The sequence below is a fragment of the Microbacterium testaceum genome, from assembly GCF_006539145.1.
Lineage (GTDB): Bacteria > Actinomycetota > Actinomycetes > Actinomycetales > Microbacteriaceae > Microbacterium > Microbacterium testaceum.
The window spans coordinates 1-16,117 of the sequence record NZ_BJML01000005.1; the positions used below are offsets into that span (position 1 = coordinate 1).

Annotated in this window: 16 protein-coding genes; 10 read left to right on the forward strand and 6 right to left on the reverse strand. The window is 69.6% G+C overall.

Annotated features, from left to right (window positions below; all coding sequences use genetic code 11):
• Nucleotides 1-100 precede the first annotated feature (100 nt).
• Entirely contained in the window at nucleotides 101-1,624 is a 1,524-nt protein-coding gene (locus MTE01_RS08650; RefSeq protein WP_170210661.1) for a fibronectin type III domain-containing protein, read from the reverse strand.
• A 305-nt stretch (nucleotides 1,625-1,929) separates the two neighbouring features.
• Here MTE01_RS08650 and ypfJ point away from each other — a divergent pair, with 305 nt between their 5' ends.
• A complete protein-coding gene (gene ypfJ, locus MTE01_RS08655; RefSeq protein WP_141376892.1) occupies nucleotides 1,930-2,805 on the forward strand; it encodes a KPN_02809 family neutral zinc metallopeptidase in 876 nt (291 codons plus the stop codon).
• A 142-nt stretch (nucleotides 2,806-2,947) separates the two neighbouring features.
• Here ypfJ and MTE01_RS08660 read toward each other — a convergent pair whose 3' ends face one another.
• The 3 genes from MTE01_RS08660 to MTE01_RS08670 form a co-directional block, all read right to left on the reverse strand.
• Nucleotides 2,948-3,556 carry a copper resistance CopC family protein gene (locus MTE01_RS08660; RefSeq protein WP_141376895.1) on the reverse strand — a complete coding sequence of 203 codons (609 nt, stop codon included), beginning with the start codon at nucleotides 3,554-3,556 and terminating at the stop codon, nucleotides 2,948-2,950.
• 2 nt (nucleotides 3,557-3,558) lie between these two features.
• Nucleotides 3,559-4,311, reverse strand: a complete 753-nt coding sequence (locus tag MTE01_RS08665; protein ID WP_141376898.1) for a YcnI family copper-binding membrane protein — start codon at nucleotides 4,309-4,311, stop codon at nucleotides 3,559-3,561.
• A 69-nt stretch (nucleotides 4,312-4,380) separates the two neighbouring features.
• Nucleotides 4,381-4,929: a hypothetical protein gene (locus MTE01_RS08670; protein WP_103207054.1), complete on the reverse strand. Its 549-nt coding sequence runs from the start codon at nucleotides 4,927-4,929 to the stop codon at nucleotides 4,381-4,383.
• A 262-nt stretch (nucleotides 4,930-5,191) separates the two neighbouring features.
• Between MTE01_RS08670 and MTE01_RS08675 the strand changes: the two genes are divergently transcribed.
• A complete protein-coding gene (locus MTE01_RS08675; RefSeq protein WP_103207055.1) occupies nucleotides 5,192-5,776 on the forward strand; it encodes a GNAT family N-acetyltransferase in 585 nt (194 codons plus the stop codon).
• A 7-nt stretch (nucleotides 5,777-5,783) separates the two neighbouring features.
• On the opposite strand, the gene MTE01_RS08680 is transcribed toward MTE01_RS08675, so the two are convergent.
• Nucleotides 5,784-6,872 (reverse strand): VanZ family protein, encoded by a 1,089-nt coding sequence (locus MTE01_RS08680; RefSeq protein ID WP_246078143.1) that lies wholly within the window; start codon nucleotides 6,870-6,872, stop codon nucleotides 5,784-5,786.
• Nucleotides 6,873-6,916: 44 nt separating this feature from the next.
• Here MTE01_RS08680 and MTE01_RS08685 point away from each other — a divergent pair, with 44 nt between their 5' ends.
• From MTE01_RS08685 to MTE01_RS08695, 3 genes are all read left to right on the forward strand, one after another.
• Nucleotides 6,917-7,765: a serine hydrolase domain-containing protein gene (locus MTE01_RS08685; protein WP_141376900.1), complete on the forward strand. Its 849-nt coding sequence runs from the start codon at nucleotides 6,917-6,919 to the stop codon at nucleotides 7,763-7,765.
• A gap of 100 nt (nucleotides 7,766-7,865) precedes the next feature.
• Nucleotides 7,866-9,959 (forward strand): APC family permease, encoded by a 2,094-nt coding sequence (locus tag MTE01_RS08690; protein ID WP_141376901.1) that lies wholly within the window; start codon nucleotides 7,866-7,868, stop codon nucleotides 9,957-9,959.
• A 188-nt stretch (nucleotides 9,960-10,147) separates the two neighbouring features.
• Entirely contained in the window at nucleotides 10,148-10,513 is a 366-nt protein-coding gene (locus tag MTE01_RS08695) for a PLD nuclease N-terminal domain-containing protein (protein ID WP_116238924.1), read from the forward strand.
• Between the two features lie 204 nt (nucleotides 10,514-10,717).
• Here MTE01_RS08695 and arfB read toward each other — a convergent pair whose 3' ends face one another.
• Nucleotides 10,718-11,155, reverse strand: a complete 438-nt coding sequence (gene arfB, locus MTE01_RS08700) for an alternative ribosome rescue aminoacyl-tRNA hydrolase ArfB (RefSeq protein ID WP_141376903.1) — start codon at nucleotides 11,153-11,155, stop codon at nucleotides 10,718-10,720.
• 281 nt (nucleotides 11,156-11,436) lie between these two features.
• Here arfB and MTE01_RS17025 point away from each other — a divergent pair, with 281 nt between their 5' ends.
• The 5 genes from MTE01_RS17025 to kdpC are packed head-to-tail and all read left to right on the forward strand — an operon-like array spanning nucleotide 11,437 to nucleotide 16,104.
• Entirely contained in the window at nucleotides 11,437-11,577 is a 141-nt protein-coding gene (locus MTE01_RS17025; RefSeq protein WP_170210662.1) for a hypothetical protein, read from the forward strand.
• Nucleotides 11,574-11,663 carry a K(+)-transporting ATPase subunit F gene (kdpF, locus tag MTE01_RS08705; protein WP_074696280.1) on the forward strand — a complete coding sequence of 30 codons (90 nt, stop codon included), beginning with the start codon at nucleotides 11,574-11,576 and terminating at the stop codon, nucleotides 11,661-11,663. The genes MTE01_RS17025 and kdpF overlap by 4 nt, the downstream gene beginning before the upstream one ends.
• Before the next feature lie 3 nt (nucleotides 11,664-11,666).
• Nucleotides 11,667-13,352, forward strand: coding sequence for a potassium-transporting ATPase subunit KdpA (kdpA, locus tag MTE01_RS08710; protein WP_141376904.1), 1,686 nt, complete (start codon nucleotides 11,667-11,669; stop codon nucleotides 13,350-13,352).
• Entirely contained in the window at nucleotides 13,352-15,508 is a 2,157-nt protein-coding gene (gene kdpB, locus MTE01_RS08715) for a potassium-transporting ATPase subunit KdpB (RefSeq protein ID WP_141376906.1), read from the forward strand. Before kdpA ends, kdpB begins: the two co-directional genes overlap by 1 nt.
• Before the next feature lie 11 nt (nucleotides 15,509-15,519).
• Nucleotides 15,520-16,104: a potassium-transporting ATPase subunit KdpC gene (gene kdpC, locus MTE01_RS08720; RefSeq protein ID WP_103211046.1), complete on the forward strand. Its 585-nt coding sequence runs from the start codon at nucleotides 15,520-15,522 to the stop codon at nucleotides 16,102-16,104.
• The last annotated feature ends 13 nt before the right edge of the window (nucleotides 16,105-16,117 follow it).

Consider the following 16,117-nt stretch of genomic DNA (forward strand, 5'->3'; position numbering starts at 1 on the left):
CCGGCTTCGCCGGCCCGCTCCGAAGGTAGGTGAGAGACGACGAGACGGCACCCCCCGGGGGGTGCCGTCTCGCGGTGGGCGTTTTTTCTGTCGCCGACCCTCAGGCGCGGCGCTCGCGCACGCGGCCGAGGACGGAGAACGCGATGCCCAGGGCGACAAGGAACGCAGCGGCGGCAAGCGCGGGCTCCGGGTCATCCGTTCCCGTGGCCGCGAGGCGCCCCGCGGCACTCGCCGGGCTGACAGCGGAGGGTGGCGTACCCGGTGTTGCCGACGACGTGCCCTGGGACGGGTTCACCGTTTGCGAGGGAGTCTGGGTCGCGTTGATGACGGTGATGGGCTGTTCCACCGAGCGGGCGTCATCTCCCGCGGGCGCGACCGTCAGGATGAGAGTGTGTGCTCCCGCGACCGTGTCCGAGGGGACGGTGCCGGTGAGCGTGAACGTGCCGCCGCTGCCGACCACCCCGGTGGCGAGGGTGACCGGAGTGGAGTGCAGCACGAGACTCAGGGCTGCGCCGGGCGGCAGGGCGCTCCCGGTCGCGGTCACGGAGTACCCCGCTTCGACCGTGCCGTCCGATGCGAGGGTCGCCCCGCCGGTCGTGTAAACCACGTCCAGCGCGAACGGGGTTGCGGTGAGGCTGCGGGAGAAGTCGCTCTTACCGACTCTGTTCGAGGCTCTGACGACGAACTGGGTAGGGGTTCCGTTCTTGAGCCCCGTTACCCTCGCGGTGGTAGTCGTCGTCGACGCGACACGCTCGAATTCGTCATCGCTGCGGTTGTAAGCGAGGACCGTGTACTCGGTCACGTCCGCGCCGCCGTCGTTCTCGGGGGCCTTCCAGCGCAGCGTGACCTCGCCATCACCCGTCGTCGCCGTGAGTCTGGTCGGCGCATCGGGGACGTCGGCAGGGGCGCCCTGGAAGGTCCGTTTCGTGCCTGAGACGTCGTAGAACGTGTCGCCGTCGAAAGCGGCGAAGCCGTAGTCGCTCACACCCGTCGTGAGGATCTTGAGGGCGGAGGGCTCAACCGAGCCCGAGGCGAGTTGCGCCGCAGAGACCTCGTAGATGACTCCTTCTCGGTCCAGCGCGCCCAACCCGCCGTCGGAGAGCAGCGAGAAGCCGTTGAACGGCGAGCCTGCCGATGAGGTGAGCAAGGGCGTCGAAACGCCGTCGCGGAGGACGTTGATCTGGTTGTCCTGAGATGTCGAGTAATAGATCGTGCCGTCGGGCGCCGCCGCAAGCGAGTTGAGAGAGGAGCTGGAAGTGGAGGTATAGACGACGTCGGCCAGCAGCAATTTCCACATGGGGCCCTTGCCCGCCTCGGGATTTCGGTTTAGCTCCGTCATGTTGACGCGGTAAATGTTGGGGTCGCTGTCGAGGGTGAGGAGAAGGTCGCCATTCGCCTCGGTGGCGACGGCCATGAAGTCGTCCGACGATTTGATGATCTGGTAAACATCGCCCGACGACGACGCCGCGGCCACACCAACCTCGCGCTGCGCGACGTACAGCGTCGAACCGTCCTGACTGAATGCCATCCCGTAGGCGTCGGGGATCGAGATCTGGTCAGGCCAATGCGACGAGTTGGGGGCAGCCGATGCGGCAGCGGCGGGTCCGCCGATCACCAGCAGCACGGCTGCTACTGCGCCAAGGAGACGGGGCCGTGATGGGTTGTAACGCATGGGGCCTTTCTGGTTCGTGGGAATGGCGCTCGCGCGGAATCGCTGTCGGCCAGAGGGGCAAGACCTGCGCCTGGCTCCGCGCCTCGCGCGCTCACGGATGACTCTTCGAACTGTATGATATGGAGCGAAACGGGCCAAAACGGACTTACACGGACTTACACGGACTTACACGGGCTTTCGGGCACGCGGCTCGACGATTCGCTCGCTGGAAGTCCAGCCCCTCCAAGCACGCCGACCCCGCGCGTAGCCTGACGGCCGTGACGTTCAACGACAATGCCCGCGTGGGCGGCAACTCGGCCAAGCGCCGGGGCGGAACCGTGGCGGCCGTGGGCGGCGGGGCCGTGGGCCTCGGCGCGGTGGTCGTGCTGCTCATCTCGATGTTCACCGGCACCGACCTGACGGGCCTGCTCGGCTCGGGCGGGGGCGCTGCGGCCCCCGGCAGCGGCGGCGAGCGGATCGCGAGCTGCGAGACGGGTCAGGATGCAAACGAAAACGACTCCTGTCGTCTCGCTGCGGCCTCGCTCGACATCGACCAGTTCTGGGCCGAGCGCCTCGACGGGTACCGCAAACCGCAGTTGGTCATCGTCGACGGACAGACGGGGAGCTCGTGCGGTACCGCCTCGAACGCGACCGGTCCGTTCTACTGCCCGCCGGACGAGACGGTGTTCGTCGATCCGACCTTCTTCTCGATCCTGCGAGAGCAGTACGACACCACAGCGGGGCCCCTCGCTCAGCTCTACGTGCTCGCCCACGAGTACGGCCACCACGTGCAGAGCCTCACCGGCGTGATGCAGCAGCACCCGAACAACGGCACGGGCGCCGACAGCAACGGCGTGCGCACTGAGCTGCAGGCCGATTGCTACGCGGGCGCCTGGGTTGCCGCGGCGAGCGAGCAGGTGGACGAGAACGGCACCCCGTACCTGCAGCCGCCCACCGACCAGCAGATCCTCGACGCCCTGTCCGCCGCTTCGGCCGTCGGCGATGACCACATCCAGACCGAAGCGGGCCAGATCTCCAACCCCGACAGCTTCACGCACGGCTCGAGCGAGCAGCGCACGCGCTGGTTCGACGAAGGCCGCCAGGGCGGCGTCAACGCCTGCGACACGTTCTCGGTGCCCGGCGGGAGCCTGTAAGCCCGTCGCGCGGCGCGAGCAGCGGTCGTCCCGCGGACTCGGCGGTCCACACCCCGCCTCCGGATGCCGAAACCCGGCGCGCCCGGCCCGGACTCCGCGAAACGGAGGGTGGGGCGGAGGCGCCGGGTCGTGGCATCCGGAATCACTCCTTGTCGGACGGCTCCTGGTCCTCGCGCGGGCGACGGCTGAGGATCACGACGACGATCACACCGACCAGCACGATCGCTCCGCCTCCGATCAGCAGGCCCACCGTCAGGCCGGACACGCCGCCCGAGGTCGAGGGCGCTGCCACCGGGGTCTCGGCGGGAGCCGCGCCCTGGGCGCTCGCGCACGGCGAGGAATCCGCTCCGGCCGAGGTGTTCTCGCCGGTGTACGTGAACGGGATCTCGCCCGAGACGGGGTGTCCGTCGGACGAGACCGCGCGCCACTCCACCGTGTACGCGCCGGGTGCCCCCAGGGCGACCGGGAGGGTCAGGGTGGGGCCGGCGAGAGCCACGCACTCGCTCTCGTAGTGCTTGCCGTCGGGGCCGACCACGATGACGATGTTGCCGCCGTCGTAACCGAGCAGGTTGGCGCTGAAACCGAGTGTGACCTCCGACAGCGACGAGACGCTCTCGCCCTCCGCGGGCGTCGACGAGACGAGACTGTCGTGGGCCGAGGCAGCCGTCGCCCCGCCGAGGGCGGCGGTCATCGCCGCAGCGACGACCACCGCCCCGACCAGGGCCCGGCGCAGAGCGTTCCGGGTGACCATACTCAGCTGCGCTTCGGGCGACGCGACACCGCGAAGGCGCCGAGCAGGGCGCCGACGACCGCGATCACGAGAGCCGCGATGCTGAGGCCCAGCGACAGACCCGAGGAGTCGCCGGTCTGGGACGAGGCCTCCATCGAGTGGTCGTCCATCGTCGGCGCGGCCGAAGCGCTGCCGTGGCCGCTGTGTCCGCCGTGCCCGCTCGCGGGCGGGGTGTCGTTGATGTAGAGCACCGGGGCGGGCTCGAGCGTGTCGTCAGCCGCGACCTGCTCGGGGGTGTTCGTCCAGTCGACGACCGAGCCGTCGGAGTAGGTCTGCACGGCGGGGAGCACGAGATGCCCGGTGTCGGGGATGGGCCCGAGCACCGCCGAGAAGATCTGGAACTGGTCCTGTCCGATACCCACGCCGGGGTCGGCCTGCCAGACGATCTTGAGCGGGCCGTCCGAGACGGTGTTGCCGTCGACCTCGACGGGAGCGGGCAGCGCCCCCTTCTCGACGGTGGCGGTCCACCCCGGGACGGGCTCGACGAGCACCGAGGTCAGCGGGGTGTCGGTGGGCAGAGTGACCTCGAGCTTGACGGTGGAGGCCGTCTCGGACTCGGTGGGAACGCGGAAGTTGACCGTGGCGTAGCTGCCCGGGGTGGCCGTGTTGGGGTTCACGGTGACGTGGGCCGAAGCCGCGAGCGGAACGGCGATCGCCAGGGCCGCACCGGCGGCGAGGCCGGCGAGGGCACGGCGGAGAGTGGTCTTTCGAGACATGGTGCTGCTTTCTGAGAGGTGCGCACGCCGAATCGGCGTTTTTCACGCGCGAAGGATGAGGGGTGGGGATCAGGCCGCGAGCGGCGGACCCCGGTGCCTCATCGACGACAGCACCGTCATCGTCGTGGTCAGCAGCACCGGCGCGGGCGCCGAGACGACGGCATCCGGCCGCGGGGGAAGCCCCCGGAAGGGTCGTAGCGCCGACAGCACCGCGACGAAGAACCGCGCGATGACCTGTACCGCGCGCTCCCCCCGACCGAGGGCGACGACCGTCACGAGAGCGGCGACGGCGTGCGCAGCCCACATCCAGGGGGACTCCGAGGCGTGTGCCGACGCGCTGTGCGCTCCGGTGGCGCTGAGGACGGATGCCGCGGCGTGGTGACCGGCCGGGACGAATCCGCCCTGGAGGTCGAGCACGAGCAACGCGTGGAAAAGCGCTTGGCTCAGCACGACCGCGAGCGACAGGCGCACCCAGGACATCGCACGCCCCGCGAGCAGGACGCACACGGGAGCGGCCAGGCACAGGGCCAGCACGATGTTTCCGAGAGGCGGTCGCTCGGCCGATACGGCCGAGTGCGAGAGGGTCGCCACGAACGTCGCGACCGCGGCTGCGGCCATGCCGCGCCCCGTCCGCTGCGCGCGCCCTGCTCTCGACGACATCGAATCCTCCGGGTCCAGCCTAGGTGGCGGGCCCGCGGAGGGTGACGAGGAGTGTTCCGCCGTCGAGACACCCGCGGGACCGCGCATACGATCCCGGGGGGCGCGAGCACAACCGCGGGGCGTTCATTCGACGCGCCGGATATCGGTCGACGGCCCCGCCCGTGGGCACAAGGCCGAGGCCTGGTGGTCCCGTGTCGGACCCCTTCGGTAACGTCGGGCCATGGCCGATGACGCGATCCACGACACCGACTCCGCCCTGGCGTACGGCTCCGACATCCTGCGCGGCGAGCGCGTGCGGTTACGCGCGCTGACCGACGCCGACCTCGACCCGCTCGTCGACTGGTGGCAGCGCAGCGACAGCGCCGTGCTGCAACAGAACAGCGTGAGCCTGCGCCCCACGGCATCCGTCCGCGAGATGTTCCAGGCGTGGAGCCGCAACGACTCCCCGGGCGGCGCGGGCTTCAGCATCGATGACGAGACCGGTCGGCTCATCGGTCACGCGACGCTGTGGGGAGCCGCCCTGCCCGCGCGCATCGCGACGTTCGCGATCATCCTCGGCCCCGACGCGGTCGGACGCGGATACGGCCCGGATGCCACTCGCACCCTGCTGCGGTACGGGTTCGACGAGCTCGGGGTGCACAAGGTCGAGCTGCGCGTCTGGGCCTTCAACGACCGTGCCATCCGGGCTTACGAGAAGGCCGGATTCGTCCGTGAGGGCGTGCGGCGCGCGGTGGCGTTCCACGGCGGGCGTTTCCATGACGAGGTGCTGATGGGCGTGCTGGCCGAGGAGTTCCGCGCGGGCTGACGGCGCCCTAGACGCGCGAGCCTCGATCCACCGTCGGACTGACCACTCCCGCGCGGTCGTCGACCAGGCGGCGGCGCCCGATGCACCCCGTGAGCCCACGACCATCGGGCCACACGAGCAGGAGCGCCGCGGTCGTCAGCGCCAGGAGAACGGCGAGGAGCGACCACGGTGCCGGCAGCCCGGCGAGGATCGCGTACGACCCGGCCCCGGTCGCGAATCGCAAGGGCCGCGCCACCCACGCGGGCAGGACGCCGTTCGTGAAGCGCACGCGCGTGGCGAGGTCGCCGATCGAACGACCGGTCACCAGCGCCACCCCGAGCCAGAGCCCCGCCGAAGCGATCGTCCCCGCGAAGGACGAGAGGTCGTCGGTCGAGAACGACGACCTCACACCGACGAGCAGCACGAGCACGGCCTGCACCACCACGGCGACGGCGAAGCCGACGAGCCACACGCCCACGACGTCGCACACAAGTCCCAGCAGACGCCGGCGACGCGTCACGGGGCGCGGGGTGTCGGCATCCGCAGCTCTCTCCACACCCCGGTGCTGCGCCGGGACGACGAACGCGAGGAGCGACCCGATCAGAGCGCCGCTGGTGTTCGAGATGAGATCGTCGACATCGAAGACGCGGTAGGCGCAGGGGAACAGACCCCAGACGCCCGTCAGCTGCGTCGTCTCGATGATCCCCGAGGTCGCGAAGCCGACGAGACCCGCGATCAGGATGCCGCGACCCCCGAGCACCCGTAAGAAGAAGCCGAGCGGGGCGAACAGCAGCACGTTCAGCGCCACCTGCAGAACGACGGGGTCGGTCAGGTACCGGCCCGAGGCGGCGACGGCCGCGCGGACCTCGTCGACGAACGCGAAGGGGTGCAGGTTCACGCCCGCGCAGCGGTAGACCTCGGAGTCGGGCAGGGGGATGAGCGTGTACGTCCAGATCGCCCAGAAGTACACGGCCGCCCCCGCCCACAGGAGCGAGCGCCATACCGTGAGCCGACCGCGACGCCGATAGCCGACCGCGACGAACGGTACGAAGGCGAGGATCGCGACCACGGCGCCCGCGACGACAGCGAGTACGCCCGAGCCCACGATGTTGTCCACCCCGAGAGCCTAGGCAGAATCACTCGGGCCCGTAGCCTGGGCGCATGACCCGCGCCGCCGACCTCCGCGACGCGCTCGTCGCTCATATCGACGACACCGGCTTCGCCGCGCACGGCGTGCACGTGCGCGTGGGCGACGACGTCGCGATGCACCGGTGGACGCCGGATGTGCGGGAAGAGATCCACTCCGTCGCGAAGGCCGTCGCGGTGCTGGCCGCCGGAATCGCCGCCGACGAGGGGCTCGTGTCGCTCGACGACCCGGTTCGCTCGATGCTTCCCGCCGCAACGCCTGTCACTCTGCGAGAGCTGCTCTCGATGTCGAGCGGCATCGATCTGCCCTGGTCCGAGACGATGATGACCGACTGGCCCGATCTCGCCGCGGAGTTCCTGTCCCGCCCCTCGAGCGGCCGGGTGTTCCAGTACTCGAACGCCAGCACCTACACGGCGCTGGCCGCGTTGTCGCAGCGGACCGGCGACATCGAGGACTTCCTGCGCCCACGGCTCTTCGCCCCGCTGGGGTGGACCGATGTGTCGTGGCGCCGCTGCCCGAACGGTCGCGTCCTCGGCGGCGAGGGCCTCGAGCTGCGCACCGCCGAACTCGCGCGTCTCGGTCTGCTCATCCGCGACCGCGGCGTCATCGACGGCCATCGGGTGGTCTCGGAGGGGATCGTGGATGCCATGCACTCGGGGTGGATCGACACCGGCAGCCCCGGCGCCGGGTACCACCGCTACGCCCTCGCGGGATGGGACGGACCGGGCGACGCCTGGCGCCTGCACGGTGCCCACGGGCAACTCGTCGTCTTCGCCGGCGACGCCGTCGTCACGGTGACCGCGCACGATCATGAGGGCGCTGACGCGGTCGCGGAATTCATAGGGAATAGGGCCGCGAAGTGAGCGTTTCTCGCATTGCGAGAATGCGCCGCTAGGTCACGGTCTGGCGACCATGCATTGAACAGCGTGCGCGTCAGATTGCGCATGGCCTCCAGTGCGCGTAGTGTCGCGCGCCGTGACTGACGAAAGTCGCGTTGACGGCGAAGAGACGCCGATCGCGAAACGCATCCTGATCGGCGAGCCCCTCACCTCCGAGAAACTCGACGAGCAGCTCCTCCCGAAGAAGATGGCGCTGCCGATCTTCGCCTCCGACGCGCTGTCCTCCGTGGCCTATGCGCCACAGGAGCTGCTGATGATCCTGCTCATCGGCGGAACGGCCCTGCTGACCCTGAGTCCATGGGTCGCCGTCGCCGTGGTGACGCTGCTCGTCGTGGTCGTGTTGAGCTACCGGCAGCTCATCAAGGCCTACCCCTCGGGCGGCGGCGACTACGAGGTGGCGAGCAAGAACCTGGGCGAGGTGCCGGGCGTGATCGTGGCCGCGGCGCTCCTGGTCGACTACGTGCTCACGGTCGCCGTGTCGGTGGCATCCGGAGTCGACAACATCATCTCGGCCCTGCCGGAGTTGAATCCGTTCCGCGTCGAGATCGCCGTCGGTTTCGTCATCCTCATCGTGATCGTGAACCTGCGCGGAGTGCGCGAGGCGTCGAGCGTCTTCGCCATCCCGACCTACCTGTTCATCGGGTCGGTCGGCGTGATGATCGTCGTGGGCCTCGCGCGCACACTGCTCGGAGACGCGCCGCACGCGTCGAGCGCGGACTACGGCGTGCAGGCGGAATCGTTGACGCAAGCGGCGCTGATCCTGTTGGTGCTGCGCGCGTTCTCGAGCGGCTGCTCCGCCTTGACCGGCGTCGAGGCCGTGTCGAACGGCGTGCCCGCCTTCCGCATGCCGAAGATCCGCAACGCCCAGACGACGCTGACCCTGATGGGCGGCATCGCCATCGTGCTGTTCGCGGGCCTGACGATCCTCGCACTCATCTCGGGCGTGCACTACGCCGAGAACCCCTGCCACCTCATCGGCTTCGACTGTGCGAACAACCCGCAACCGAGCCTCATGGCCCAGGTCGCCGCCGCGACCTTCGGCATGAACAGCATCCCGTTCTTCATCATCCAAGCCGCCACGGCGTGCGTGCTGCTGCTCGCCGCCAACACCGCCTTCAACGGCTTCCCGCTGCTCGGCGCGGTGCTCGCGCGCGACGGATACGCCCCCAAGGCCCTCAACACCCGCGGTGACCGCCTGGTCTACTCCAACGGCATGATCATCCTGGGCATCGTCGCCATCGGCGTGCTCATCGTCTACCAGGCCAACCTCACGACGCTGATCCAGCTCTACATCATCGGTGTCTTCGTCTCGTTCTCGCTCGGCCAGATCGGCATGGTCAAACACTGGCGTCGCGTGCTGCGAGGGTTGAAGGAGCTCACTCCCGAGGCGGCGAAGCAGCAGTCCGCCGCGATCGAGCGTCGCTCCGCCGTCTCGGGCCTGTGGATCAACTCCGTCGGTGCGGCCATGACCGTGCTGGTGCTGCTGATCGTCACGATCACGAAGTTCACGCACGGCGCATGGCTGGTGTTCATCGCGATCCCGATCCTCGCGGTGCTGATGATCGGCGTGAACCGCTACTACCGCGACGTCGAGCACGAGATCCGCATGGACGAGACCGTGCACTTCGGCTCGTCGGGAGACGTGGCGATCGTGCTGGTGAACCGGCTGCAGAAGCCCGTGATGAAGGCGATCGACTACGCCCTGGCCGCCAACCACCAGAAGACGCTCGCGGTGCACGTCGCCATCACCGACGAAGACGCGGCCAAGCTGCAGAAGGAGTGGGCCGAGCACGACATGCCCATCCCCCTGGTGATCATCGACTCCCCGTACCGCACGTACACCTCGCCGGTGTCGACCTTCATCAAGAAGTACCGCGAGAACAACGGCTCGGCCGTGGTCACGGTGTACCTGCCGCAGTTCATCGTCGGCCACTGGTGGGAGTCGATCCTGCACAACCGCCGCTCGCGCCGCCTCGCGCACCAGCTCATGCTGGTGCACGGCGTCTCGATCACGCTCGTGCCGTGGCTGCTCGACTCGTCCGAGGTCATCTACGGACGCCGCTCGCGGCCCCTCCCGGGCCAGCAACGCGGCGGTCAGCCGGTGGCCGAGGTCACGGCTCACCGCCCGAAGAAGACCCCGCCCGGCTCGGCATCCTGAGTCCCTCTCGAACGCCCCTGCCCCCGGCGGGGGCGTTCGGCGTCGTCACCGCCCGGCGGCGAGCCGAGCTCGGGCGAGACGCGGGGATCGACCACCCCGCAGACGCCGCGCGCGCGCAACCTCCGGAGTTCGGCCCGCTCACGAAACGACGGTAGACGCCGCCGGAAGTCTTCGCCATGGTGGATGCCATGCCGGTACTCGCCCTGTTGACCCTCACCGTCATGGTGGTCGCCCTGATCGACGCCATCACCCGTCGCGAGGATCAGGTGAAGCACCTGCCGAAGTTCGCGTGGATCTTCTTCATCGTGCTGCTGCCGCTGATCGGTTCGATCCTGTGGTTCGCCCTCGGCCGGGAGTACGAGGCGCGATCGACGCCGATGTCGTTCGGCGACCCGCGGCGTTGGCAGAAGGACGCTCAGCACACTCCCCCTCCGGCCCCGCGCGAGAACCGCACCACCGAACAGCAGATCGCCGATCTCGAGCGCGAGATGCGCCTGGCCGACCTCGAGGAGCAGGTGCGCCGCCGCCGCGCCGAGGGCGGCGCGCCGACCTGACGCCCACGCCGCACTCCCCCCTCCCCGCGGCCTCGCTCCCCCCTCTACCCCGCGGCCTCGCTCCCCCCTCCACCCCTGTTGAGTGTCCAAAACACCCGGACGGTTTTCAAAAGCGTCCGGGTGTTTTGGACACTCAACGTCGGGCGCGGGGGCGCGGGGGCGCGGGGGCGGGGCGTAGGGCGGGGAGGGAGGGAGGGCGGGGGGTCAGTCGGTCGGACGCTGGCGCATCCTCTTCACGTCGGTACGGCGCTGCTTGGCCTGGAGGCGGCGCTCCCTCGATCCGCGGGTGGGCTTCGTCGCGCGGCGCGGCGGGGCGGGAGGCGCCACGGCCTCGGCCACCAGAGCGGCGAGCCGTGCCCGCGCGGCATCGCGATTGCGCAGCTGCGCCCGATGCTCGGATGCCGCGATCGTCAGCACCCCGCCGACGAGCCGGTCGCCGAGCCGCTCGATGAGCCGCTCACGCTGCACCCGCGACAGAACGGTCGAGGCCGCGGCATCCCACATCAACTCGACCCTCGAGTCGGCGGTGTTCACTCCCTGACCGCCCGGGCCCGAGGAACGCGAGAACCGCCACGACAGCTCCGCCGCCGGGATCACCAGCCCCGCGCTGACGCGCACGTCGGATCCGTCGGAGGAAAGCATGCCTCCATCATGCGCGGTCGGCACCGACGCCGATGGTCTCGAGACTGCATCTGGCCGACACGTCGGCGTCAGCCTGCAAGCGGGATGTCAGCGAGTTGCCGTCTCGGCGGCGGCGGCGATCGAGCAGAGCGCCCCGTAAGCACTCCGTATGTGTCCGTCGGCGACCCGTAGGGAAAGCGTTAGGGCGCCGGGATGCCGTGACCTCGAGGAGTTGTATCGACACACGTGCCGCCCCGCGGCGCCCGCGGTCCGCCGCGGACACACCCGAATCTGGAGTCGTCGTGCTCGATGCCGTCTTCCTCGCCGCGATCGTCGCGCTCTTCGCGCTGATCGCCCTCGTCGCGAAGGGGGTCGAGAAGCTGGGCCCCGAGGCCCGCCCCTCGACGTCCCGCACCACCGGACGAGGGGGCGAGCGCCCGTGATCTTCTTCTCGATCCTCGCCGCGGTCCTCGCGGTCGCCGCCGTCGTGTACCTCGTGGTCGCCCTCGTCCGACCGGAGAAGTTCTGACCCATGGATAGCGGAACCATCTGGTCGATCGTCCTGACCAGCCTCACTCTTCTCGTCGCCCTGGGCCTGGCCTACCGCCCCCTCGGCGACTACATCGCCCGCATCTACACCGGTCAGCGCGACCTCGCCGTCGAGCGGGGCACCTACCGCCTGATCGGCGTCGACCCCCGCAGCGCCCAGACCTGGCAGGCCTACCTGCGCTCGGTGCTGCTGTTCTCGTTCGTCGGGGTCGTCTTCGTGTACGCGATCATGCGCCTGCAGGCCGTGCTGCCGCTCTCTCTCGGCTTCGACGCCCCGGGCGAGGCGTTGTCGTTCAACACGGCCGTCTCCTTCGTCACGAACACCAACTGGCAGTCCTACGGCGGAGAGACCACGCTCGGCTACACCGTGCAGTTCGCCGCCCTCACCGTGCAGAACTTCGTCAGCGCGGCCGTCGGCATCGCCATCGCGGTCGCTCTCGTGCGCGGGTTCGCCTACCGCCGCAGCGGTGTGATCGGCAACTTCTGGGTCGACCTGGTGCGCGGCACCTACCGCCTTCTGCTGCCGTTCTCGATCGTCGCGGCGGTCGTGCTGCTCGCCGGTGGCGTCATCCAGAACCTCTCGGGCTTCACCGATGCCACGACGGTGGCGGGCGCGGCCCAGTCGATCCCCGGCGGACCGGTCGCCTCGCAGGAGGCGATCAAGCTCCTCGGCACCAACGGCGGCGGGATCTTCAACACGAACTCCGCCCACCCGTTCGAGAACCCCACCCCCTGGACGAACCTCTTCGAGATCTTCCTCATGCTGGTGATCCCGTTCTCGCTCCCCCGTGCCTTCGGCCGGATCGTGAACGACGACCGCCAGGGCTACACGATCCTCGGCGTCATGGGCGCGATCTTCGTGGCATCCGCGGCTCTTCTCACCTGGGCCGAGATGGCCGGGAACGGGACGGCCCCGATGCTCGCCGGCGGCGCCATGGAGGGCAAAGAGGTGCGCTTCGGCATCTTCGGTTCGACGCTCTTCGGCACGACCAGCACGCTGACCTCGACCGGTGCGGTCAACTCGATGCACGACAGCTACACGGCGCTCGGCGGCATGATGCCGATGATCAACATGATGCTCGGTGAGATCGCCCCCGGCGGTGTCGGATCGGGCCTGTACGGCATGCTCATCCTCGCCGTGATCGCGGTGTTCGTCGGCGGCCTGCTGATCGGGCGCACCCCCGAGTACCTGGGCAAGAAGATCGGGCCGAAAGAGATCAAGCTCGCGAGCCTGTACATCCTCGTCACACCCACGCTCGTGCTCGCCGGAACCGCGCTGAGCTTCGGGATTCCCGGCATCCGGGACGACGTCGAGACCACCTCGATCCTCAATCCGGGCGTGCACGGCCTGAGCGAAGTGCTCTACGCCTTCACCTCGGCGGCGAACAACAACGGCTCCGCGTTCGCCGGTCTCACGGCCAACACCCCGTGGTTCAACACGGCACTGGGGGTGGCGATGCTCCTCGGCCGGTTCCTGCCGATCGTGTTCGTGCTGGCCCTGGCGGGTTCTCTCGCGGCCCAGGATGCCGTGCCCTCCACCGCCGGAACCCTGCCGACGCACCGCCCGCAGTTCGCGGGTCTGCTCGCCGGCGTCGTCGTGATCGTCACGGCCCTCACCTACTTCCCGGTCCTCACCCTCGGACCCCTCGCTGAAGGACTTACCCGCTGATGTCCACCCTCACCCACGCGCCGGTCCCCGCTGCCGACGAGGCGCCGGCCGCCCCGCGCCGCGCGTTCAGCGCCGCTCAGGTCGTCGCCGCCCTCCCGGGCGCGGCCAAGAAGCTCAACCCCGCCGCCCAGTGGCGCAACCCCGTGATGTTCCTCGTCTGGGTCGGTGCGGCCCTGACGACGCTCATCGCGATCGCCGAGCCGTTCCTCGGCGGCGACGACACCGGCCTCCCCTTCGGCTTCACCTGGGGAATCGCGGTCTGGCTGTGGCTCACGGTGTTCTTCGCGAACATCGCCGAGTCCGTGGCCGAGGGCCGCGGCAAGGCGCAGGCCGCGACCCTGCGCAAGACCCGCACGACGACCTCGGCCCGCCGCGTGGTCTCGTACTCCCCCACCGACCCCTCGGCATCCGGTACCGCCACCGAAGACGTCCCCTCGGGCGACCTCCGCGTCGGCGACATCGTGCTGGTCGAGACCGGGGAACTCATCCCCGGCGACGGCGACATCGTCTCGGGCATCGCGACCGTCGACGAGTCGGCGATCACGGGAGAGTCGGCCCCGGTCGTCCGCGAGTCGGGCGGTGATCGCAGCGCCGTCACCGGCGGCACGCGCGTGCTCAGCGACCGCATCGTGGTGAAGATCACGTCGAAGCCCGGCGAGACCTTCGTCGACCGCATGATCGCGCTCGTCGAGGGCGCGTCGCGCCAGCGCACGCCCAACGAGATCGCGCTGAACATCCTGCTCGCGAGCCTGTCGATCGTGTTCGTCGTCGTGGTTCTGGTGCTGAACCCGATCGCCTCGTACGCGGCATCCCCCGTCTCGATCCCCGTGCTCGTGGCGCTGCTGGTCTGCCTCATCCCGACCACGATCGGGGCGCTCCTCAGCGCGATCGGCATTGCCGGCATGGACCGCCTCGTGCAGCGCAACGTCCTGGCGATGTCGGGCCGCGCGGTCGAGGCGGCGGGCGACGTCACCACCCTGCTGCTCGACAAGACCGGAACGATCACCTACGGGAACCGCCGCGCCTCGGCCTTCGTTCCGGTGCAGGGCGTCGGGGGCCCCGAGCTCGCCGAGTACGCCTCGCTGTCGTCGCAGGCCGACCCGACTCCCGAGGGCGTCTCGGTGGTCGAGCTCGCGGCGGCCCAGGGGATCGTCGCCGAGATGCCCCGGGGTGCGGAGCCCGTGCCCTTCACCGCTCAGACCCGCATGAGCGGGCTCGACCTGGCCGACGGCACGCAGGTGCGAAAGGGCGCCGCCTCCGCCGTGGTGGCCTGGCTCGACGGCCAGCGCGCGACGGTGTCCGACGCCACCCGTGCCGAACTCCTGAAATTCACGAACGAGATCGCTGAATCCGGCGGAACTCCCCTGGTCGTGGCGACCCTGGCCCCCGAATCGTCAGGAGTTTCGCACGGGCGCGGCCGCGTGCTCGGCGTCGTCCACCTCAAAGACGTCGTCAAGGACGGTCTGCGCGAGCGCTTCCAGGAGCTGCGCGCGATGGGGATCCGCACCGTGATGATCACGGGCGACAACCCGCTCACCGCGAAGGCGATCGCCGCCGAGGCCGGGGTCGACGACTTCCTCGCCGAGGCGACGCCCGAGGACAAGCTCGCCCTCATCCAGCGCGAGCAGGAGGGCGGCAACCTCGTCGCGATGACCGGCGACGGCACGAACGACGCTCCCGCCCTGGCGCAGGCCGACGTGGGTGTCGCGATGAACACGGGCACCTCGGCCGCGAAAGAGGCCGGCAACATGGTCGACCTCGATTCCGACCCGACCAAGCTCATCGACATCGTCCGCATCGGCAAGCAGCTGCTCATCACCCGCGGAGCGCTGACCACGTTCTCGCTCGCCAACGACATCGCGAAGTACTTCGCGATCATCCCGGCGATGTTCATGGGCGTGTTCCCGGGCCTCGCGGCGCTGAACATCATGGGTCTGCACTCCCCGGCATCCGCCGTCACGAGCGCGATCATCTTCAACGCGATCGTGATCATCGTGCTCATCCCCCTCGCGCTGCGGGGCGTGAAATACCGCGCCGCGAGCGCGTCGAGCATCCTCAGCCGCAACCTGCTCGTCTACGGGCTCGGCGGCGTCATCGTCCCCTTCATCGGCATCAAGCTCATCGACCTCGTCGTGAGCCTGCTCCCCGGTTTCTGAAAGGCCCCGTCATGCGCACCACCCTGCGTACCACCGCCGTCGCCGTCCGCGCGATGGTCGTCTTCACCCTCCTCCTCGGGGTCGCCTACATGCTGCTGATCACCGCGGTCGGACAGGTCGCCCTGCCGTTCCAGGCGAACGGATCGCTCATCAAGACCGCCGACGGGACCGTCACCGGCTCGCAGCTGATCGGGCAGTCGTTCCAGGATGCCGACGGCAACGCGCTCCCGCAGTACTTCCAGTCGCGACCGTCTGCTGCGAGCTACGACTCCTCGGCCTCGACCGGCTCGAACCTGGGCCCCGAGAACAGCGACCTGATCTCGTCCATCCAGGACGGTCGGACCACGTTCGAGTCGCTGAACGGCCCGGGCTCGATCCCCGCCGACGCGGTGACCGCCTCGGGCTCGGGCCTCGACCCCGACATCTCGGTCGAGAACGCCGAACGCCAGGTCGCGCGCATCGCGCAAGCCCGCGGCATCCCGTCATCCGAGGTCTCCGCGCTCGTCGCCGAGCACACGCTGCCCCGCGATCTCGGGTACCTCGGCGACCCGCGCGTGAACGTCGTGGAGCTCAACCGCGCGCTCGACGCCCGCTGAGAGACGAGAATCA

Coding starts and splice junctions, on each gene's coding strand:
- MTE01_RS08660 (WP_141376895.1), bottom strand. CDS start 3,556: ATGGTCACCCGGAACGCTCTGCGCCGGGCCCTGGTCGGGGCGGTGGTC.
- MTE01_RS08665 (WP_141376898.1), bottom strand. CDS start 4,311: ATGTCTCGAAAGACCACTCTCCGCCGTGCCCTCGCCGGCCTCGCCGCC.
- MTE01_RS08670 (WP_103207054.1), bottom strand. CDS start 4,929: ATGGCCGCAGCCGCGGTCGCGACGTTCGTGGCGACCCTCTCGCACTCG.
- MTE01_RS08675 (WP_103207055.1), top strand. CDS start 5,192: ATGGCCGATGACGCGATCCACGACACCGACTCCGCCCTGGCGTACGGC.
- MTE01_RS08685 (WP_141376900.1), top strand. CDS start 6,917: ATGACCCGCGCCGCCGACCTCCGCGACGCGCTCGTCGCTCATATCGAC.
- MTE01_RS08695 (WP_116238924.1), top strand. CDS start 10,148: ATGCCGGTACTCGCCCTGTTGACCCTCACCGTCATGGTGGTCGCCCTG.
- arfB (WP_141376903.1), bottom strand. CDS start 11,155: ATGCTTTCCTCCGACGGATCCGACGTGCGCGTCAGCGCGGGGCTGGTG.
- kdpA (WP_141376904.1), top strand. CDS start 11,667: ATGGATAGCGGAACCATCTGGTCGATCGTCCTGACCAGCCTCACTCTT.
- kdpB (WP_141376906.1), top strand. CDS start 13,352: ATGTCCACCCTCACCCACGCGCCGGTCCCCGCTGCCGACGAGGCGCCG.
- kdpC (WP_103211046.1), top strand. CDS start 15,520: ATGCGCACCACCCTGCGTACCACCGCCGTCGCCGTCCGCGCGATGGTC.